Consider the following 21,050-nt stretch of genomic DNA (forward strand, 5'->3'; position numbering starts at 1 on the left):
AGGACCGGTACCGTTCGCGCTCATTTCCGATGAGGCACCACTAACCATTACGCGCTCAAAAAACATGAGTCACGTCGATTGCAGATTTCTTTGTGTGTGTATGATATAATGAAAATGAAGGTTGGAGATGTTCGACCTAGAAAACCGAACATGATGCAGTGTTTGATTCATCGAACCCAATCTTCACAAGAAGATACGCCGCCATGGCAAGATGCGGTACGAAGAGTCGCGACGGACCGAGGTCGTGGAAACGATGACCGCATCGTGACGGATGGCGTGGAGAAGATGACAGGGAAAGAGAAAGACAGCCCGAAGTGAAAGCGGACGACGGTTCGCCCGCCCGACAATTGAAGAGGTGGCTATGGAAGACACCAAACATCGATGAGGCCCCGGGGCTTGCAACACGGCTCCGGGGCCTCGTTTCATTGTTACGCGATGGCGTTCCCGTCGTGGTCGGGACGGTAGATGTCGGGCTCCACATAGATTTCGAAACGATACCAAGGCAGGGCGGTACGCACGGCGTTCTCGATCTTATCGACCGTTTGCACGTCATAGTCGCGGTCGAGCTTCGAGGTCTGCACCTTGACACATAGCAGGATGTCGTCCTCCGACATATGGATTGTCTGCATGTTGAGCAGGCGATCCACTCCCGGCGTGGAGGTGACGGCTTCGACGATCTTGGTGCGGGTCTCGGCGTCGACGGTCTCGCCGAGCAGCAACGAGCCGGACTTGGTGGCCAGAAGCACGGAGCCGACCATGAGCAACAGGCCGACCATGAGGCCACCGACCGCATCCCACAGTTCGTCGCCGGTGATGATGCCGATGCCGATGCCGGTTCCGGCGAACGCCAGGCCGATGAGGGCGAGCGTATCCTCCATGATGACCGACGCGAGCTCGGCGGACTTGGTGCGCCGCCAGAAACGCAGGAATCCGATGCGCTTTATACCGATGCGGTCCATGCGCTCGCGAGCCTCAAGAACGCTTTTGTGCAATCCCATGCCCTCGAAGCAGGCGCTGACCACGCAGACGGCCAACGCGACGGACAGCTCGAAGCGGTTGGCGGTGTGCGCGGCCGGGTTGGAAAGTACGAGCTGCATCTTCCTGACGGCCTCGGACGTGGAGTAGAAGCCGCCGACGAAGAACAGCAGGGTGGCGACGACGAACGAGGCAAGGTATTTCGCACGGTAGAGGCCGAACGGATGATCGCCGTCGGTCTTATGGTGGGATGCCTTCTCACCGATGATGAGCACGATCTCATTCGAGCAGTCGGCCGCGGAATGCACGCTTTCCGACAGCATGGCGGAGGATCCGGTGAAGACGGCGGCCGCCACCTTGCAGACCGCCACCCCGATGTTCGCCGCCAATGCCGCCTTGACCGCGGCGCCCTTATGCTCGGGCTCCCGGGCGGCGACCACTTTCTTCGGCGTTATCGAATCGTTCGCTGTTCCACTGGCTGACTCGCTCATCAGCGGCTCACTCTCCCTCATCCATCGGTCGTTCATCGGTTCCGTAGCCGAAACACACTATAGGCCGATGCGGGACCATGGGAACGGACCGTGTCGGAAAGCGGAGACGAAGGATGATGCGCCGGGGTGCCCTAACGCCGCAGACGTTCCATCACTCCTCGGCTACGAGGTCGAGATAGTCGTCGCTCCACAGATCCTCGTCCCCGTCGGGCATGAGCAGCACGCGTTCGGGGTTCAGCGCCTTGACGGCGCCCTCGTCGTGGGTGACGAGCACGATGGCGCCCTCGTATTTGGCGATAGCCTTGAGGATCTCCTCTCGGGAGGCGGGGTCGAGGTTGTTGGTGGGCTCGTCGAGCAGGAGCACATTGGCGCGGGAGGTGACGAGCGTGGCGAGCGCGAGCCGCGTCTTCTCGCCGCCGGAAAGCACATGAGTGGGTTTGAGCGCATCGTCGCCGGAGAAGAGGAACGAGCCGAGGATGCTGCGTGCCTGGGTGTCGTTGAGGTCGGGGGCGACGTGGGTGAGGTTCTCAAGGACGGTGGCGTCGTTGTCGAGGGTGTCGTGCTCCTGTGCGAAGTAGCCGATCTTGGCGCCGTGACCGAAGACGACCTCGCCGGTGTCGGGCTTGTCGATGCCGGCGAGCAGCCGCAGCGTGGTGGTCTTGCCGGCTCCGTTGTAGCCGAGGATGACGACGCGGGAGCCTTTGTCGATGGCGAGGTTGACGCCCGCGAATACGATGTTGGATCCGAATGCCTTGGAGATGTCCTTGGCCATGATGGGCGTGCGGCCGCAGGGTGCGGGCTCGGGGAATCGGATGTCCGCGACCTTCTCCTTCTTCTGTGCCTCGGACGTGTTCTCAAGAAGCTTCTCGGCGCGGCGCATCATGTTCTGGGCGGCGACGGCCTTCGTGGCCTTCGCGTGCAGGCGGATGCCCTGCTTCATGAGCCGTTCCGCCTTCTTCTCAGCGACCTCGCGTTCGCGGCGGCGGCGTTCCTCGTCAACGGCGCGCTGGTGCAGATAGGCCTTCCAGCCGAGGGAGTACATGTCGATCTGCCCGAGCTGCGCATCAAGATGCCATACCTTGTTGACGACCTCGTCGAGCAGTTCGGTGGAGTGGGAGATGACGAGGAAGCCCCCTTGGAACTTCTTGAGATATCCGCGCAGCCATTCGATGGAGTCGGCGTCAAGATGGTTGGTGGGCTCGTCGAGGATCATGGTGTCGGCGTCGGAGAACAGGATGCGCGCCAGCTCGATGCGGCGGCGCTGACCGCCGGAAAGGGTGCCGAGCTCACGCTTGAGCACCTCCTGGTCAAGGCCGAGGCTTTCGGCCATGACGATGGCTTCGGACTGCACGGCGTAGCCGCCCGCGTTCTCGAAGTCCTGCTGCGCCTTGTCGTAGCGCTTCATGGCCTTTTCCATGATGTCGGGATCGGGGTTCGTCATATCCTTCTCCGCCTTGCGGATGCGGGTGAGGATGGTGTTGATGTCGCGGGCGCTCATGATGCGGTCCAACGCGGTCTGCTCCTGGTCACCGGTATGCGTGTCCTGGGGCAGGTATCCGAGCTTGCCGCTGACACGCACCTTGCCGGCGGAGGGCAGCATGGTCCCGGTGATGACGCGGGTGAGCGTGGTCTTGCCGGCGCCGTTGCGGCCGACGAGACCGATGCGGTCGCCCTTCGCCACGTGGAAGTCCGTGGGGTTGAGCAGCGTGCGAGCGCCGATGCGGATTTCAAGCCCCTGAGCGTCAATTGCCATGGTTCACCTGCCGATTCATGTGTCGAATCACGTTCCTGCGTAAAGTCCAACCGACCATGATACCGAACGGTGTGCCAAAGCGATGGATGACGCAATCCCCGACCGTCGCGACGCCTCCGGATCCCGGCCTGAGGGATAATGGAGACGTCGCAACGAATGTTGGAGGGGAAGGGGTGCGATGATCATCGCCGGACTGTTCATACTGCTCATCATCCTGTATATCGCCATGCTCGCCGTGATGACCATAGGACTGGTGGCGCTGGGTGCCGCCGCCGCATTGGCCGTGGGCGCTGGCATCGGACTCGGTGTCGCCTTCCTGCTCGCCGTCGAAGGCGCGGCATTGCTCGCATGGAGGGCATGGCGTCTGCACCGTCGCCAGCCCGTTCCCGTATGGAGCAAGGCGGTCGGCATCGGGGTCGCCGTCGTCGGGGGCGTATGGTTCGTCGTCGCATGCGCCCTGCTCATCCTGCTGGTGACGCAGATGATCGGGCTGTTCGTCTGATGGGGGTCGTCATGACGTCTGACGCGTCATGACGTCGGCTTCCGGTCACTTTGCGCACTGCAAGCCGTCGTTGCGTGCGATGAGGTATTCGATGAACTCGCGTACGGCGCCGCGGCCGCCCTCATGGATGCAGACATGGTCGGCTATGTCGATGACTCCCCGTACGGCGTCGGCCGGGCATCCGGCGACGCCGACGGCGCGCATCGCCTCCAGATCGTTGAGGTCGTCGCCGATATAGGCAGTCTCATCCGGGGCGAGTCCGCGTTCGCGCAGCAGACGGTTCAGCAACGGCAGCTTGTCGTGCACGCCCTGATGCAACGCCGTGATGCCCAGCTCCCGGGCGCGGCGTTCGAGGATGCGGGACCGGCGGCCGGTGATAATCATCGGTTCGATGCCGGAATCGGGCAGCAGATGCTTGATGCCGTAGCCGTCCTTCGCGTCGAACGCCTTCAACGCCTCGCCGTCCGGTCCGATGAGGATGCGCCCATCGGTCAGCGTGCCGTCGACATCCATGACCAGAAGTCGAATCATCATGATTCCACCGCCCTGCCTTCGCCGTCCGGCCTCCCGGTGGCGTTCTCCTTCCTCCCGTGCGGGCCGTTCCTCAGCTCCGGGAGCATGACGGCGAACAGCACACCCGCCATGATCGCCGTGATCAGGTCGGCGATCGCCTGCGAGGCGATGACGCCCTGATAGCCGCCGACGCGGGACGCGACCGCCAGCACGGCGACCAGCACCACACCCTGACGGCTGATCGAGAGGATGAACGCGCCCATCGCCTTGCCCGTCGACTGGAACGTGCAGGTGGTGACCATGACGATTCCGACGCAGACGAGGCTGAGCAGCTGCACACGCAGCATCCCGGCACCGAGGTCGATGATGTGGGGATCGCTGATGAAGAAGCCCATGAGCTCACGGTCGAAGACGCTGAGCAGCACGGTCATCGCAATGGCGAAGCAGCTCAGGAAAATGTATGAGAACCGTAGTATGCCGGCAAGACGCCTCATGTTGCGTGCCCCGTAGTTGTACCCGATGAGCGCCTGTGCGCCGAACGCGAACCCGACGAACACGGAGACCGCGATGAGCACCACCTTCAGCGCGATGCCCATCGCCGCCACCGGGGCGTTGCCGTATCGGAGGAGATACAGATTCACCATGATGACGCCGAAGCTCTGCGTGAGGTTGGTGATGGCCGCGGGGATGCCGATGGCAAGGATGTCCTTGATCTCCAGCGCGGTGATGTCCAGCCGCCGGCGCCGCACGGGAACGGGACGTTCCACGAACGCCTTGCCATAGTGTTTGGCCGCCGGATTCGCCGAGGCGTCGGAGGGACGCCGGAGCATGAGACGCGGGTCGATGGACAGGTTGCCGCTGCGTCGCAGCAGGAACCACACGAAGTAGGCGTCGGTGAACACGTTCGCCAGGACGGTCGCGAAAGCCGAGCCGGCGGCGCCCCAGCCGAACACGTGAATGAACAGCGGGTTGAGGATGATGTTGACCACGGTGCCGAGGATCTGCCCGATCATGGACGGTACGGCATGGCCCTCGGTGCGCAGCTGGTTGACCGGCGTCATGGAGACGATAATCAGTGGCGAGCCGATGATGATCCATGTGTAGTAGGCCGAGGCGTGCTCCCATGTGCCGGCGTTGGCGCCGAGCAGGGAGAGTATGGGGGCCCGGAACACGAGCCCGGACACGAGGATCACGGCGCCGACCAGCAGGGATCCATAGAAGCAGAACACGCTGAGCCGCTTGCCGTCCGCATACCGGTGCTGTCCGAACAGACGGGAGATTACCGAGCTTCCGCCGAGGCCGAAGATGTCGCCGATGGCGATCATCACCATGAACACGGGAGCGGAAAGGGAGACGCCGGCCACCATGTTCGCATTGCCGGTATGGGCGATGAAATAGGTGTCGACCATGTTGTACACCAGCGTGACGAGCATGCTCATCACCACCGGCATGGCGAGGCTGAAATACGCTTTGGGAATCGGCGCCTTTTCGAAAAGTTCGTTGTCCATTATGGGTATTGTCTCCTGCGCTTCTTCTTCGACAACGGGCCACACGTCCTGCCCATACGTTCCGGCGCCTGCATCGCTGTGCTCTGTCGCTGCGCGGTTGCCTGTATCTCTTCCCCTGTAGTAAACCGCATATGGGTGGACATTCGGCCGCATGAAAAGTCGTCGGTTCATAGAACAGTTGGAAGTCGATATCCATCGACGAGGACGGAGGGGACGATGATGCGCATCAGCGACGAGGATTTCGAGACGGCCATCGAGGAGGCGCTATCCTCGGTTCCCCCACGGTTCCATCGCGTGCTCGACAACATCGGCATCGCCATGGACGACGAGCCGAACGAACGCGAGCTGGCCGGCATGGACGACGAATGCGGCGAGCTCCTTGGCCTGTACGAGGGAATACCGCTGCCGCAGCGCACGAACGAATACGGGGGAGTGATGCCCGACGTCATCACCATCTTCAAAGGACCCCACGAACGTGTCTGCGACACCCACGAGGAACTGGTCATGCAGATTCGCAAGACGGTGATGCATGAAATCGGCCATTATTTCGGCTTCGATGACGACTACCTGCACGCGCACGGCTACTGACCGATCGCGCCGGACGCCGTTGTCCGAGACCGGGGATAGACAGGCGTATGTGACGGAAACACAGCAGATACGCGTGCGTGCCAGCATCTCCGGCACGGTGCAGGGGGTCGGATTCCGCTATTTCACGGTCACCGAGGCGAAACGCCTCGGCATGACCGGCTGGGTGCGCAACAGAATGGACGGGACGGTGGAGACCGAGGCGCAGGGAACGGGCCCCGACGTCGGCCGGTTCGTCGCCCGGCTGCACGTCGGCCCCCGTTGGAGCATGGTCGAGCATGTCGCGGTCGACCATATCCCCGTCGTCTCCGGAGAACGGTCCTTCACCGTCAGGCGCGACCGGGAATGATCAGCAGCATCCGGTCGACTGGTGCGTCTCGTTGAAATCGTCGCGCGCACGCCAGAACTCGCGCTCGCTCATGGGCGCGTGGCCGGGATGGTTGCGACGATGCCGTTCCACATACCGGTCATAGGCGTTCTCCCCGGTGAGGTCGCGCCAGAATGCGCGAAACTCGCGCCAAGTCGTGCGGATGGCTGCCATGTTCATGTCTGCATCTCCTGAAGCTGTTCTGAAAACCCATTATGGCCGCCGGATCGGAACCATGCCGTCCGGCGGCCATAATGCCATGTCAACGGTCCTGCGTCAGGCGTTTGTCACGCCGTCCGCACGGCCTTTCCCTCCAATTCGTCGCGCTGTTCGCGGCTGAGACCGGGGATGAGCTCAGGATCGCCTACGATTGCGTACTCCTTGACGAGCTTGCGGTCCAGCCTGGACGGGATCATCGTCACCGGCGCGAAGAAGTTGGACTCGACGAACGGGTCCTCGCTGGTGGCGGTGTCCTTGGTGCGGATCGTCTGTACGATTCGAATGACGCCGCACACCATGACGAACGCCACGGTGACGAGGAACACGGCCGACAGCGTGCCCTGGATGAACGTGTTGCGCACGATGGCCTTCTCGATCTCGATCTGAGCCGGATCGGTGAGCGTGGCGAGCTTCGCGTTGGCGTCACGCCACTGCTGCCAGTAGCCGACCGCGGAATCGGTGGAGAAGATCTTCTGCCACGACGCCACGAAGGTCACGGCCGTGTCGAACACAAGCGGAATCAGCGGAATCCACACGTACCGGACGAAGCCCTTGCGCACCACCATGACGGTGACCACGAGCAACGCCACCGCGGCTATCAGCTGGTTGGCTATGCCGAACAACGGATACAGCGTCTGGATGCCGCCTCGCGGATCGGTGACGCCCATCAGGAGCAGCGAACCCCATGCGGCGACCACGACGGCCGTGCAGAGCCATGCGCCGATGCGCCACGACGGGTCCTTGAACTTGGGCCAGATGTTACCCAGGGCGTCGGAAAGCTGGAAGCGCGCGACTCGGGTCACCGCATCGACCGCGGAAAGGATGAACAGGGCCTCGAACATGATGGCGAAGTGGTACCAGAAGCCCATCATCGTGCGGCCGCCGCCTATCTGGTGCAGGATGTGAGCCATGCCGACGGCCAGCGTCGGTGCGCCGCCGGTGCGGGATACGACCGAGGGCTCGCCGACGTCCTTGGCGAGCTGGCGGTACGCGTCGGCGTCGGTGTAGACCTTGTCGTTGCCCTGGGCGTCCCAGGAATCCCATTCGGCGTGGATCTTGTCGCCATGCACGTCGGTGACGCCGAGGTTCTTCACGGCCGCGGCCATGATGTCCTCCTTGTCCTTGGCGACCTGCACGACGGCGGGGCCGGCGAGCTTCTCGCTGGTGGCCTCGGAGGTGTTCATGCCGAAGTAGATGCCCTGGTTGAGGGAGATCGCGGCCACGATGGCCATGACGGCCACGAACGACTCCATGAGCATGCCGGCGTAGCCGATCATCCTCGCCTGGCCCTCCTTCTGGATCATCTTCGGCGTGGTTCCGGAGGAGACCATGGCGTGCATGCCGGAAAGCGCTCCGCAGGCGATGGTGATGAACAGGAACGGGAAGATGGCCCCTGCGAACACCGGGCCGTCCGTGTTGGTGGCGAAGGCGGTGACGGCGGGCATCTCGACGATCGGGCGGACGATGACGATGCCGAGCGCGAGGATGCAGATGGTGCCGACCTTCATGAACGTGGAGAGGTAGTCACGAGGCGTGAGCAGCAGCCAGACCGGCAGGATCGCCGCGAAGAATCCATAGATGACCATGCACCACACCAACGCGGTGGGGGACAGGTGCAGGTACTGTTGGCCGAACGAGGACTCGGACACCCAGCGGCCGGCGATGATGACGAAGATCAGCACGGCGAATCCGACGATGGAGACCTCGGTGATCTTGCCCGGCTGGACGTAGCGCAGCCACAGGCCCATGCAGATGGCGATCGGGATGGTGCAGCCCACGGAGAACACGCCCCACGGGGAGGCGGCGAGCGCGTTGACGCAGATCATGGCGAGCACGGCGAGCACGATCATCAGCATGACGAACACGATGATCGTGGCGACGGAGCCTCCGATACGGCCGATCTCGTCCTTGGCCATCTGGCCGAGGGAGCGGCCGCCGCGGCGCATCGAGAAGAACAGGACGAGCATGTCCTGCACGGCGCCGGCCAGACACACGCCCACGATGATCCATATGGTGCCGGGCAGGTAGCCCATCTGCGCCGCCAGAATCGGTCCCACGAGCGGTCCGGCGCCGGCGATGGCGGCGAAGTGATGCCCGTAGAGCACCACGCGGTTCGTGGGGTCGAAGTCCTTGCCGTTGTTGATGCGCTCGGCCGGTGTGGCGTTGCGGTCGTCAGGCTTCATGATCTTCTGCTGGATGTACAGGGCGTAGAAGCGGTATGCGATGGCGTACGTGCACACCGCGGCCACGACGAACCAGATTGTGTTGACCTGCTCCCCGCGGACGATGGCCAGCATCGTCCATCCGAGCACGCCGAGGGCGGTGATGGCGGCCCAGATGATCACCTTCTTCGGCGTCCATTTGTAATCGGGCTCCACTCCTACGGGGACGCCCTGCTTGTTCCTGATGATTCGGGATTCCTCGTCCTTGGTGTAGGAGGGAATCTCCTTGTGTTCAGCCACTGTTGTAGACATGGCCCCTTCTCCTTACGGAAACGCGACTCTGCGTTTCTGATTTGTAAGGATAGTTTGAAGAAAAAACCGATGTCAAGGGTGTTTTCCATGAATTAATCTACATGATTCCCGGCGGCTTCGATGCCGGAATCGATCCGGCTACGCCATCGTCGAACAGCTGTTCGAATAATGTGTCGTCATGCGGTATTGTGGGATGCGGCAAACCGTGGTGAGGAATCATAGCAAGGCAGGGGAGCATTGTCGGATAGGAACGATGCCGTGAACGGCGAAGGTCTGAAGGATGCCGGCGCGGTCGGCGATGGCATGGGCGGTTCCGTGACGTGGCTGCACGGCGGCGGGGAACGGGACGGTTCGCTGGTGGCCGACCTGTCCTCGGTGCCGAACGACCGCAAGATCGTGATACAGGGCGCCAGGGAACACAACCTCAAGAACGTCGATCTGGCGTTTCCTCGCAACCGGATGGTGGTGTTCACCGGCCTTTCGGGTTCCGGCAAGTCGTCGATGGCGTTCGACACGCTGTTCGCCGAGGGGCAGCGCCGGTATGTGGAGTCGCTGTCCGCCTACGCGAGGCAGTTCCTCGGGCAGATGGACAAGCCCGACGTCGACTTCATCGAGGGACTGAGCCCCGCGGTCTCCATCGACCAGAAGACCACGAACCGCAACCCGCGTTCGACCGTCGGCACCATCACCGAGGTGTACGACTACCTGCGGCTGCTGTTCGCAAGGACCGGCGTGCCCCATTGCCCGCAATGCGGCGAACTGGTCACCGCGCAGACGCCGCAGCAGATCGTGGACGCGCTGATGGCGCGGCCGGAGCGTACACGGTTCCAGATCCTCGCGCCCGTGGTGAGGGGACGCAAGGGCGAGTTCGTCGAGATGCTCGAAGTGCTGCGGTCCGACGGGTACGCCCGTGCGCTCATCGACGGCAGGATGACGCAGCTGTCCGACGACGTCAGGCTCGTCAAGCAGAAGAAGCACACCATCGAGGTGGTCGTCGACCGTCTGGTCGTCAAGGACGGCATGAGACAGAGGCTCACCGACTCGGTCGAGACGGCGTTGAAGCTCGCCAACGGCGTGGTGGTCGCCGACTTCGTGGATGTCGACGAGAAGGACCCGGCCCGCCGACAGCCGTTCTCCGAGAAGCGGAGCTGTCCGAACGGCCATCAGCTGGAGCTTGATGAGATCGAGCCCCGCACGTTCTCGTTCAACGCGCCGTACGGCGCATGCCCGGTGTGCACCGGACTGGGGTTCAAATTGGAGATCGACCCCGAACTCGTGATCTCCGATCCCGGCAAGTCCCTCGCCGAGGGCGTCATCGAACCATGGTCGAACACGAAGACGACGTCGCAGTACTACGGGCACGTGCTCGAAGGCCTCGCCGACGAGATGGGGTTCTCCATGGACACCCCGTGGAAGGACCTGCCGAAGGATGTCCGTCGGGCCATCATGTACGGTCACGACTTCAAGGTGAGGGTGTCCTACCGAAACCGCTGGGGACGCCTCCGCGAATACTCCACCGGATTCGAAGGCGTGGTGAGGACCCTCATGCGCCGGCACGAGGAGACCGACTCCGACTCGATGAAGCAGTATTACGAGTCGTACATGCGCGAAGTGCCCTGCCAGGAATGCGGCGGCAGAAGGCTCAAGCCCGAGGTGCTGGCCGTGACCGTCGACGGCCTGTCCATCTTCGACGTATGCGACATGCCGGTGCGCAGGGCCCTGGCGTGGGTGAACGGGCTGAGGCTCACCGGCTCCGCGGCCATGATCGCCGGCGAGGTGCTCAAAGAGATCCGAGCCCGCCTGGGATTCCTCAACGACGTGGGGCTCGACTATCTGACGCTGTCACGGGCCGCGGCCACGCTCTCCGGAGGCGAGGCGCAGCGCATCAGGCTCGCCACCCAGATTGGCTCCGGGCTGGTAGGCGTCATGTACGTGCTCGACGAGCCGTCCATCGGACTGCATCAGCGGGACAACGAACGGCTCATCGAGACGCTGCACCATCTGCGCGACCTCGGCAACACGCTCATCGTGGTCGAACACGACCAGGAGACCATCGAGGAGGCGGACTGGCTGGTGGACATCGGCCCCGGCGCCGGCGAACACGGGGGAGAGGTCGTCTACTCCGGTCCGGCTGGCCATCTTGTCGACGCACGGCGGTCCATCACCGGCGACTACATCGCCGGACGCCGCGCCATCGAGGTTCCCGGCCGTCGTCGCAAGGCGAGGAAGACGAGAACGCTCACCGTGGTCGGCGCACGCGAGAACAACCTCAAGAACATCAGGGTCGACTTCCCCCTCGGAGTGTTCACCTGCGTGACCGGGGTATCCGGCTCGGGCAAATCCACACTGGTGAACACCATCCTCTACCCGGTGCTCGCCGACAAGCTCAACGGTGCACGCATCGTACCGGGCAAGCACACGCGCGTGGAGGGCGTGGATCAGCTGCGCAAGGTCATCCACGTGGACCAGAACCCCATAGGACGCACGCCGCGGTCCAACCCCGCCACCTATACCGGCGTATGGGACAAGATCCGGCAGCTGTTCGCCAAGACCCCGGAGGCCCAGGTGCGCGGATACGGTCCGGGACGGTTCTCGTTCAACGTGAAGGGCGGACGTTGCGAGGCGTGCCACGGCGACGGCACGCTGAAGATCGAGATGAACTTCCTGCCCGACGTGTACGTGGACTGCGAGGTCTGCCACGGACGGCGGTACAACCGGGAGACGCTGGAGGTGAAGTACAACGGCAAGACCGTCGCGGACGTGCTCGACATGCCCATCGAGGAGGCGGCGGACTTCTTCAAGGCGTATCCCTCCATCGCGCGGTACCTGAACACGCTGGTGGACGTCGGACTCGGCTACATACGCCTCGGACAACCCGCCCCGACGCTGTCCGGCGGAGAATCCCAGCGTGTGAAGCTCGCCACCGAGCTGCAGAAACGCTCCGACGGCAAGACCGTGTACATCCTCGACGAGCCCACCACCGGACTGCATTTCGAGGATGTGCGCAAACTGCTTGACGTACTGCAGGGACTCGTCGACAAGGGCAACACGGTCATCGTGATCGAGCACAACCTCGATGTGGTCAAGTCCGCCGACTGGATCATCGACCTCGGCCCGGAGGGCGGGGACGGCGGCGGCGCCATCGTGGCCGAGGGCACTCCCGAACAGGTCGCCGAATGCGCCGAATCGTGGACCGGGCGTTTCCTCAAGCCCATGCTGGGGTAGGCCATGGCGTCAGGAATGCTGGAACGGCACTCGCCCGAAGTGTGGCAGAGGACGGCGGACGCGGTACGACGCGGACAGTCGCACGACTCCCCGGCCGCGGACGGACGGGCGACGGGGAACGGGCCCGGGGTGAACGCCAACGGCGCGCCCCTTCTCGGTGACTCCCGTGACCTGTTCCGGCCGAAGACAGGGGACATACCCGCCGAGCCGGGCGTCTACAAATGGCGTGACGGCGAGGGGAGGGTCATCTACGTCGGCAAGGCGAAGAACCTGCGCAACCGTCTTGTGAACTACTTCCAGCCGCTGTATCAGATGCATCCGCGCACGCAGACCATGGTGCTCACGGCCCGCAGCCTCGAATGGACGGTCGTGGGCACCGAGCTGGAGGCGCTGACCCTGGAATACACGTGGATCAAGGAGTTCGATCCACGATTCAACGTGGTGTTCCGTGATGACAAGACCTATCCGTATCTGGCGCTGTCCATAGGCGACGAGTATCCGCGCGTATGGATAACGCGCAGCCGAAAGCATCGCGGCACCCGTTATTTCGGGCCATATGCAAAGGTATGGGACGTACGCCAATCACTCGACAAGCTGTTGAAGAGCTTCCCCGTTCGGACATGCACCGACAGTGCGTTCCACAAGGCGCAGCTGACCGGCCGTCCCTGTCTGCTCGCGTCGATAGGCAAATGCTCGGCGCCCTGCGTGGGCAGGATCGACGCCGACGAACACCGCACGATGTGCGAGCGGCTCGTCGGCGTGATGACCGGTCGTCTCGGCAAAACGTACATCGCCCGTCTCACCGACGACATGAAGGCCGCGAGCGCCGAACTGGAATTCGAGAAGGCCGCGCGCATCCGAGACCAGATCGCCATGCTGGGCACCGTGATGCAGCAGAACGCCGTCGTGTTCGGAACCGACGTCGACGCCGACGTGTTCGGCTTCGTCTCGGATGAGCTTGAGGCGAGCGTGCACGCGTTCTTCGTGCGTGCGGGGACGATTCGTGGAGAGAAAAGCTGGAGCGTGGAGCGGGTGGAGGACATCGGCGACGGCGAACTCATGGCCGATCTCATCACCCAGGTGTACTCGGACGTCACCGGCGGCGGGTCCGCGGCCTCGACGGACATCGGTCATGACGGTGCCGCCGTCACCGTCTCCGAGCGAAGGAGCGCCATCGGCTCGACGCAGAACGTGACCGCCACGGACTCCATTGCGCGCGCCCAGGCCACCCGGTCCCGCAACGCCAGACGGGAGCGCACGGGCAGGGAGGATCTTCTCGCCCCCATAGCGCCGGTGCCGAGGGAGGTGATCGTTCCCGTGGAACCCGCCCGCCGAGACGAGCTTGAACATTGGCTGGGCGGGCTACGCGGGTCCGCGGTCAGCATCCGCGCGGTCTCCCGTGGAGAGAGGAAGGACCTCATGGACCGCGCCATGGCGAACGCCCGGCAATCGCTCCAGCGCAGCAAGATGAACCGCATCAAGGACGTCGGCATGCGTACCGAGGCCATGAACGACGTGGCGAGGGCGCTCGGTCTCAGACAGGCCCCGTTGCGCATCGAATGCTATGACATCTCCAACACCGTCGGCGGCATCTATCAGGTGGCGTCCATGGTGGTGTTCGAGGACGGCGTCGCCAAGAAGTCGGAATACCGCCGGTTCGCCATTCGCGGCAAGGATGGCAAGGGGGCGGTTGACGACACCACGGCCCTGTATGAGACGTTGACGCGTCGGTTCCGTCATGGCAATATCGCCGGTGATTCGGGTGAGAGCATCGACAACGAGCAGCGGATCGCCAAGGCCTCCGCACAAGATGGCGGGGAGTGCGATGCCGGCGGAAAGGCGATGCCGATGGGTGCCGATGCCTCGCAGATCGTGCAGCAGAACACCAGCCATCGGCATTTCGCCTACAAGCCGAACCTCATCGTGGTCGATGGCGGCCAACCACAGGTCGCGGCTGCGGCCAAGGCGTTGGTGGATTGCGGCGTGGACGATGTGGCGCTGTGCGGTCTGGCGAAGCGTTTGGAAGAGGTCTGGGTGCCGGACGACGACTATCCCATCATCCTCAAGCGGCAGTCCGAGGGCATGTACCTGCTGCAGCGTGTCCGCGACGAATCGCACCGGTTCGCGATCACCTACCATCGTGAGGCACGAAGCAAAGGCGGCCTGCGTTCGGCGTTGGATTCAATACCCGGCATCGGATTAAGCCATCAGAAGAAACTGCTGCGGCATTTCGGTTCGGTCAAGGCCATGAGGGCGGCAAGCATGGAGGAGCTGATGGAGGTTCCCGGCATCGGACGCAAGAAGGCCGACGCCATCGTCACCGCCCTGCATGCCGATGACGGTCGGCGCTGACTTTCTACCGGGTCTCTTACAGGATGTTCTTCATGTATGGGCGTGGAGCCTCTGCCCGCGCCCATACGATGTGGGCCGTTCCACTCATTGGATGCGAAGGCGACTGCGCATTACGTAACACACCGGCAACCTATGCCGCGGTGATGTATGCATCGTCATCCGGACGGTGATGTCTTGCGGATGGGAATCCGACGAAAGGCCTACGCATGACGTTCTGGCCGTGCGTCTGCGTTCCAATGTTCGGGATTGGTGTCATCCGGGATTCTGCCGGACAATATTGCCTCATAATGCCGTACTTTGTCATCCATATAGGCTGCGGTCGCCTTGGCCTCCTCGACTTTGCGATACGCTTGCTCGCGTTGTTGCAGAATGATGCGATAGCGTGCTCGAAGGGTGTCTTCGGATTCCGGAAGCCGGCATAAATCAGCGTATTCCTTGATGCCTTCAATTGAAGCTCCGCAGCCTTTCAGACAGAGGATGCCCTGCATCCAATTCACGGATTCCTCGTTGAAGACCCGACGATTACCGGCATCCCGTTCACAAGGCAGCAGGCCGATGTCGGTGTAATAGCGGATGGTATGGCCTGTTGTGTGGAACATCTCGGCGAACTGCCGCAGTGTATAGACCATAAGCGTGCCTCTCTGAGCATGATTCCGAAAATCATCGTTGCTGCATTTGACTTCGGGCTACTCGAACTGGTTACGGTGATTGTAATACGGCCAGGAAAGCCGTTCAAGCGGCGGACACAACGGATCGTCGCACTCACGAAAGGCACGAATACATGGATTACATCACACTGAATAATGGCGTCACCATGCCCATGCTGGGTTTCGGAACATTCCTGATGAACGGGAACGAATGCGAGCACAGCGTTTCAGCAGCGCTCCGAAATGGTTACCGCATGATTGATACCGCCGAGGCGTACGGCAACGAGGCCGCAATCGGCAATACGATCGCACGCAGCGGAATATCTCGATCCGATTTGTTTCTGGTCACCAAGGTCGATTTCCATTCCTATGACCATGCCCGCGCATCCGTGGAACAATCACTGAGCGACCTGAGAACGGATTATCTGGACCTTGTCCTGTTGCACTGGCCGTTCGGAAACTACTATGCCGCTTGGAAAGAACTGGAGCAGTTGTATGCGCGGGGACTCATCAGGGCGATCGGCGTATCGAATTTCGAGCCCGATCGTCTGGTCGACCTCATCCATTTCCATGAGATCGCGCCGGTGGTCAATCAGATCGAGACCCACCTGTTGTGTCAACGGCGTAGCGAACGTCGGTGGATGGAGAAATATCGGATGCGGCATATGGCGTATGCTCCGCTGGGACAAGGACGGCGGAAAGAAATGTTCTCCTGTCCGGAAGTGATGGCTCTGGCGCGGCGATATGGCAAAACCCCTGCGCAGATTCTGCTGCGGTTCCTCATTCAGCAGGGTGTGGCGGTGATTCCCAAAAGCGTTCATGAGCGTCGGATCGCGGAGAACGCCGATGTTTTCGACTTCTCCCTTTCCGAAGAGGAACAGGATGCTCTGCAACGGCTTGATGCCCGTGCGCCGATGATCGGAAATCCGGAGCAGCCGGAAATGGTGGAGACCGCAATGACTTGGTAACTGGACGATGCACAGCGTAATGCCAAGAATCCGTACAATGTCTACAAGTGCCGAAGAAGGCGATACGTATTGGATGAAAGAGCGGTGAGCAAGACACCATGGCGATGACGGCGTACGAGGAGGTCATGAATTCGGGGAAGCTGTATAAGGTGATGGAATTCACTGAGCAGGACCCGCATTACCGCGATTATCTCCAGCGGATGGAGGAGTACAACCGGCTCGGCTATTCTCCGGAAGCCGAAGCTGCAAAACAGGAGATATTGCGCAGGTTGGCGACGGCGCGTATATCCAAGCGCCGTATCACGCGATGTGGGGTGGGCGTCACGTCCATTTGGGCAGCAACGTCTATATCAACTTCAACTGCACGTTGGTGGATGACGTGCAAATCACTATCGGCGACGGGACGATGATCGCGCCCAACGTGACGATCGTCGCCGAGTCGCACCCGGTGTCGCCGAAGCTTCGGGCGGAGGGCTATGGCTGCAACAAGCCCGTGCATATCGGCCGCAACGTGTGGATCGCGTCCCACGTCATCATTCTGCCCGGGGTGCATATCGGGGACAATGCGATTATCGGCGCGGGCTCCATCGTCACGAAGGATGTTCCGGCGAACGTCATCGCCATGAGGAGCCCGGCGAAGGTCGCCCGTGAGATAACGCCGGACGATGTCCATTACGATCACGGCAAACCAATAGCCGGCAACATCGTCACGCTGGATGCGCTGCAACAGTGGGAATAACGCTATCGGCGTATAGGTCGCATAGGCGGTGAACCGGTCCGAACCCTCGTCTTCGTGCGGACCGGTTCATATGGGTTTGGGTCGTGGCCTTACATCCCGTCAGCTTGGCATGAGGTGCTGTCTGTGAGGCCGGATAATTCGGTGATACGGGAGATGAACGCGCGAATCACCGGGGAGGCATCGAGTGGATAGAGCAGTCCGTAGTGCATGATGACGGGTTCGGGCCAGTCCACGGCCACGTTGACAAGTTGCGGGTGAATGCCGGCCCACATCGGTTTGGAGACGAGCAGGTCGCCGGATTCGGCGCAGTCGTTGAACGTGTCGAGGTCGTAGTGGTCGATGTCGATCAGGTCGATGGCGGGGTAGTGTTCCAACAGGTCCCGGGACGTGTCGTTGGCGCCGCGATGGCGTTTGAGGATGCGGATGCGCGTGCCTTCGAGGTCTTTCAATGTGAGTCGTGCGCGTCTCGCCAGCGCGTGGTTGCGTGGCACGGCCACGCACAGCGGCTCGGAATCGAGGGCGAGGGTGTTGCAGGTGTCGTCCCAATAGCCGGTGTCGAAAGCCGTGGAGATCAGATCGACGTCCTTGCCGAGATGGATGATGATGTCGTTGATGGCTTCGGAGTCGTCAGGCATCGACACCAGTTCCAGGCGGATGTCGGTGTGCTTGCCGGCATCGCGCTGCCAAAGGTCGAGGATGCGGCGGCCGGGGCGCAGGATGGAAACGCCAAGGCGAACGGTGGCGATGCCGTCAGTGCCGCTCCGTTGCGCACGGCGCAGAATCTCCTCGCATTGGCGCACGATCATCTGCGCGTCCTCGACGAACTCCCGGCCGGCTTTGGTGAGTTGCACGCCAGTGCGTGATCGGTCGAACAACGTCAGGCCGTATTCCTTTTCGAACGTATTGACCTGTTTGGCCACCGCCGGCGTGGAAATATGAAGGCGATGGCCGGCCTTGGCGAAGCTGCCGGTCTGTGCGGCGGCGATCACCGCGTCCAGTCTTCTGTCGTACATTGCGACCTCCATAAACCAAAGGTTTATATGATGTAAACCATAAGCATTTATAAACCGCTGTTTTACTGATGTCTTGAAGAATACCATAGCTACTGCAATAACCAAACGGAAACATATAAACCAATGGGATATAGGTGAGTATGACATCAATCAACGAATCCGCCACCCTCGGCCTCGTATGCGAAGACGAAAGTCCCGAACATGAAACCCGTCGCGCGTCGCGTCGCTCGGCCCGCTACAGCGCCGGACTGACCACGTTCGCCACCTCACTGGCGTTCTTCCTGACCGGTATGGACACCATGATCGTCAACGTGGCCCTGCCGACCATCACCGCCGACCTCGGCGGCGACATGGCGTTGCAGCAGTGGATGATCGACGGGTACACGCTGCTGTTCGCCTCGCTGCTGCTGCTTGCCGGCAGCCTGTCCGACAAGTTCGGAGCCAAGCGCATGTTCTTCTTCGGCACGGCACTGTTCGGCGCGGCATCCCTGTTGAGCACCTTCGCGTGGACCATGCTGGTGCTCATCGTCGGCCGTTGCCTGATGGGCGTGGCCGCAGCCCTGATTCTGCCGGCGTCGATGGCCTTGATAAATGAGGCTAATCCCGACCCGCGCCGCCGTGCGTTCGCACTCGGCCTGTGGGGTGCCGGCTCGGCTTCGGCATCCGCGTTCGGCCCGCTGTTCGGCGGCCTGCTCACACCGATTCACTGGAGTCTGATCTTCGCGGTCAATGTGCCGTTCTGCCTGATCGTGCTCGCCCTCGCGCCGAAGGTCGCACCATCGCCCACCCGTGCCATCTCGTTCGATTGGCTCGGCCAGGCACTCGCGCTGATCGGTCTTGCCTCGCTGGTGGCCGGCGTCATCGAGATCGGTTCCTTGAGCATCTCCTCGCCGGTGACGCTTGCGCTGCTGGCCGTCGGCGTCGCCGCCCTCGTGCTGTTCGTGGTTGTGCAGGCCAGGGTCAGGCATCCGATGGTACCGCTGAACCTGTTGTGCAACGATGGCATGCACATCTCGCTGATTGTGGGCTTTATCATGATTTTCAACTGGTTTGGCATGGTCTTCATCTCCACCCTGTTCCTGCAAAGCGAACAAGGCATGAGCCCGTTCGCCGCCGGGCTGGTGTTCATTCCCTCCGCGGTGGTCATGGTGGTCACCAACGTGTTCAGCGGGCAGGTCATCAACTCGATGGGCACCCGGTTCACCGTATCCATCGGACTGATCGCCATGGCCGTCGGCTTCCTTGCCGCGGTGCTGGTGCCGGCTCCGATGCCCGCATGGGTGATTGCCGTCGCCCTGAGCGTCGTCGGCCTTGGCGGCGCACTGGTCACGCCGGCACTGTCCGGATTGGTGCTGGTGAGCGTGGAGCAACGGCAGGCGGGCATCGCCAGCGCGGTGTTCAACACGTTCCGCCAGGTCGGCGGTGCGATCGGCGTGGCCGTATTCGGTGTGGTCGCCACCTTCACTCCCTCGCTTGACGGCTCCCTGCGCGCTGTGTTTATCGCGGCCGCCGTGCTGCTCATCGCCGCATTCGCCTACGCCCGACTGCGCTGGGCTGAGCGCTGACTTCTCCTTGGCGATCGCAAGATTTCGGCGGTCGTGATCTCAGCTCAGCAGGAATCGGGCGAATTCTGCGGCAGCAGGCGAGGTTGAGGCCTGCTTCTTCCAGACGATGACCGAGCCGGTTTGCAGGGCGGGGGAGAGTGGTATGGCTCGAACGCCGGGGTAGCACATGCCCAGATCTAGCCCTAGGAAAATGCCCAGTCCGTTGGTCATCATGACGATGGCGTTGTTGGTCAGCGAACAATATCCAGCGATGTTTGCTCTCGCTTGGTCGGCGTACTGTCCAAACCAGTTCAGCAGCAGATTATGTACGGGTGTGCACACCGGGAAGAGTAGCGGAACGTCTTTGAGGTCCTGTGGGGTCAACGATTCGCGTTCCGCCAACGGATGGTTGTGCGGGACCATGGCCATCCAGTGTTCCGTGATGCCGGTGCGTAGAAACTCGTATTGGCTGACGTCCACCGGATCGGTGAGTAAGCCAAAGTCCATGAGACCTTGCTCGATTTGCTCCTGAATAATATCCGATGTGGTGCTGATCACCCGGAATCGTACGCCAGGATGTATCTCGCGGAATGCTGCCATGCGTTGGGACAACAGCGTCATACCGCGCACTTCGCCGCATCCCACGGCGATTTCGCCGCTGAGGTCATTGCCGGACTGCTTCAATTCGAATTCGGTTTTGTCCGCCAGCGAAACGATGGTCTGCGCACGCTCGCGCAGTAGCCTGCCCTCTTCGGTGAGCGTGATGGTATGACTGCCACGTTCGAACAGCGTGACGCCCAGCTCCTCTTCCAGTTGCTTGAGCTGGCGGGAGAGTGTCGGCTGGGAAATGCGCAGCAACTGCGCGGCCCACGTGATATTGCCTTCCTCGGCAACCGCCAGAAAATATCGCAGGACTCGCAGTTCCATCCTTGGTCTCCTTTGATGTGGGCATGTGCTCTTAGTGCCATTATGCCTGCGGGGAGGGGCTTGGGTGTCGCAGCGAATGGTTCTCAATAAGAAAAGTGTGAGCCATCCGCGCATTGTCGCACAATCGCACAATGAAGAAATGCTTGATATTCCAGTGTTTTGTCTATCGCCATGTTCGCTTGGCTGCGGGATGGCCTCACACTGTTTGTGGAGGCCGACATTCTCTGTGAGCCGATTGTCCCACCATA

The 21,050-nt window shown here is 62.0% G+C and carries 17 protein-coding genes; 8 read left to right on the forward strand and 9 right to left on the reverse strand.

The genetic code is table 11. The annotated features are described in order from the left end of the window. Positions 1-428 precede the first annotated feature (428 nt). Together DF200_RS00005 and DF200_RS00010 are read right to left on the reverse strand one after the other, a co-directional pair. Positions 429-1,466, reverse strand: a complete 1,038-nt coding sequence (locus tag DF200_RS00005) for a cation diffusion facilitator family transporter (RefSeq protein WP_109136457.1) — start codon at positions 1,464-1,466, stop codon at positions 429-431. A 151-nt stretch (positions 1,467-1,617) separates the two neighbouring features. After that, positions 1,618-3,219 carry an ABC-F family ATP-binding cassette domain-containing protein gene (locus DF200_RS00010; RefSeq protein WP_109136262.1) on the reverse strand — a complete coding sequence of 534 codons (1,602 nt, stop codon included), beginning with the start codon at positions 3,217-3,219 and terminating at the stop codon, positions 1,618-1,620. A 178-nt stretch (positions 3,220-3,397) separates the two neighbouring features. On the opposite strand from DF200_RS00010, the gene DF200_RS00015 reads away from it, so the two are divergent. Then, positions 3,398-3,721 (forward strand): hypothetical protein, encoded by a 324-nt coding sequence (locus DF200_RS00015; protein ID WP_109136263.1) that lies wholly within the window; start codon positions 3,398-3,400, stop codon positions 3,719-3,721. Positions 3,722-3,766: 45 nt separating this feature from the next. Here the strand turns inward: DF200_RS00015 and DF200_RS00020 are convergent, their stop codons facing one another. Further along, complete coding sequence (locus DF200_RS00020) at positions 3,767-4,255, reverse strand: KdsC family phosphatase (protein WP_206603393.1); 489 nt, start codon at positions 4,253-4,255, stop codon at positions 3,767-3,769. Beyond that, complete coding sequence (locus DF200_RS00025; RefSeq protein WP_109136265.1) at positions 4,252-5,742, reverse strand: MATE family efflux transporter; 1,491 nt, start codon at positions 5,740-5,742, stop codon at positions 4,252-4,254. The genes DF200_RS00020 and DF200_RS00025 overlap by 4 nt, the downstream gene beginning before the upstream one ends. A 219-nt stretch (positions 5,743-5,961) precedes the next feature. On the opposite strand from DF200_RS00025, the gene DF200_RS00030 reads away from it, so the two are divergent. Together DF200_RS00030 and DF200_RS00035 are read left to right on the forward strand one after the other, a co-directional pair. After that, positions 5,962-6,330 carry a metallopeptidase family protein gene (locus tag DF200_RS00030; protein WP_109136458.1) on the forward strand — a complete coding sequence of 123 codons (369 nt, stop codon included), beginning with the start codon at positions 5,962-5,964 and terminating at the stop codon, positions 6,328-6,330. Positions 6,331-6,379: 49 nt separating this feature from the next. Next, positions 6,380-6,676, forward strand: coding sequence for an acylphosphatase (locus DF200_RS00035; RefSeq protein WP_241520048.1), 297 nt, complete (start codon positions 6,380-6,382; stop codon positions 6,674-6,676). Here the strand turns inward: DF200_RS00035 and DF200_RS00040 are convergent, their stop codons facing one another. Further along, entirely contained in the window at positions 6,677-6,874 is a 198-nt protein-coding gene (locus tag DF200_RS00040; protein WP_109136267.1) for a YbdD/YjiX family protein, read from the reverse strand. A gap of 107 nt (positions 6,875-6,981) precedes the next feature. Further along, entirely contained in the window at positions 6,982-9,387 is a 2,406-nt protein-coding gene (locus tag DF200_RS00045; protein ID WP_109136268.1) for a carbon starvation CstA family protein, read from the reverse strand. Positions 9,388-9,690: 303 nt separating this feature from the next. Here DF200_RS00045 and uvrA point away from each other — a divergent pair, with 303 nt between their 5' ends. Together uvrA and uvrC are read left to right on the forward strand one after the other, a co-directional pair. Then, positions 9,691-12,612 carry an excinuclease ABC subunit UvrA gene (uvrA, locus tag DF200_RS00050; protein WP_109136459.1) on the forward strand — a complete coding sequence of 974 codons (2,922 nt, stop codon included), beginning with the start codon at positions 9,691-9,693 and terminating at the stop codon, positions 12,610-12,612. Between the two features lie 15 nt (positions 12,613-12,627). Beyond that, on the forward strand, positions 12,628-14,964 hold the full coding sequence (uvrC, locus tag DF200_RS00055) for an excinuclease ABC subunit UvrC (protein WP_109136269.1): 2,337 nt from the start codon (positions 12,628-12,630) through the stop codon (positions 14,962-14,964). A 200-nt stretch (positions 14,965-15,164) separates the two neighbouring features. On the opposite strand, the gene DF200_RS00060 is transcribed toward uvrC, so the two are convergent. After that, positions 15,165-15,593 (reverse strand): MerR family transcriptional regulator, encoded by a 429-nt coding sequence (locus DF200_RS00060; RefSeq protein ID WP_109136270.1) that lies wholly within the window; start codon positions 15,591-15,593, stop codon positions 15,165-15,167. A gap of 152 nt (positions 15,594-15,745) precedes the next feature. Here DF200_RS00060 and DF200_RS00065 point away from each other — a divergent pair, with 152 nt between their 5' ends. Further along, positions 15,746-16,579, forward strand: a complete 834-nt coding sequence (locus DF200_RS00065) for an aldo/keto reductase (RefSeq protein WP_109136271.1) — start codon at positions 15,746-15,748, stop codon at positions 16,577-16,579. Between the two features lie 331 nt (positions 16,580-16,910). After that, a complete protein-coding gene (locus tag DF200_RS11200) occupies positions 16,911-17,318 on the forward strand; it encodes a DapH/DapD/GlmU-related protein (protein ID WP_206603394.1) in 408 nt (135 codons plus the stop codon). 89 nt (positions 17,319-17,407) lie between these two features. Here the strand turns inward: DF200_RS11200 and DF200_RS00075 are convergent, their stop codons facing one another. Continuing rightward, positions 17,408-18,331: a LysR family transcriptional regulator gene (locus tag DF200_RS00075; RefSeq protein ID WP_109136273.1), complete on the reverse strand. Its 924-nt coding sequence runs from the start codon at positions 18,329-18,331 to the stop codon at positions 17,408-17,410. Positions 18,332-18,471: 140 nt separating this feature from the next. Here DF200_RS00075 and DF200_RS00080 point away from each other — a divergent pair, with 140 nt between their 5' ends. Continuing rightward, the gene (locus tag DF200_RS00080; protein WP_109136274.1) at positions 18,472-19,896 is read left to right on the forward strand and encodes an MFS transporter; all 1,425 of its coding nucleotides are present in this window, start codon (positions 18,472-18,474) and stop codon (positions 19,894-19,896) included. 39 nt (positions 19,897-19,935) lie between these two features. Here DF200_RS00080 and DF200_RS00085 read toward each other — a convergent pair whose 3' ends face one another. Continuing rightward, the gene (locus DF200_RS00085) at positions 19,936-20,802 is read right to left on the reverse strand and encodes a LysR family transcriptional regulator (protein WP_109136275.1); all 867 of its coding nucleotides are present in this window, start codon (positions 20,800-20,802) and stop codon (positions 19,936-19,938) included. Positions 20,803-21,050 lie beyond the last annotated feature (248 nt).

The organism is Bifidobacterium catulorum (assembly GCF_003129925.1).
Classification (GTDB): domain Bacteria; phylum Actinomycetota; class Actinomycetes; order Actinomycetales; family Bifidobacteriaceae; genus Galliscardovia; species Galliscardovia catulorum.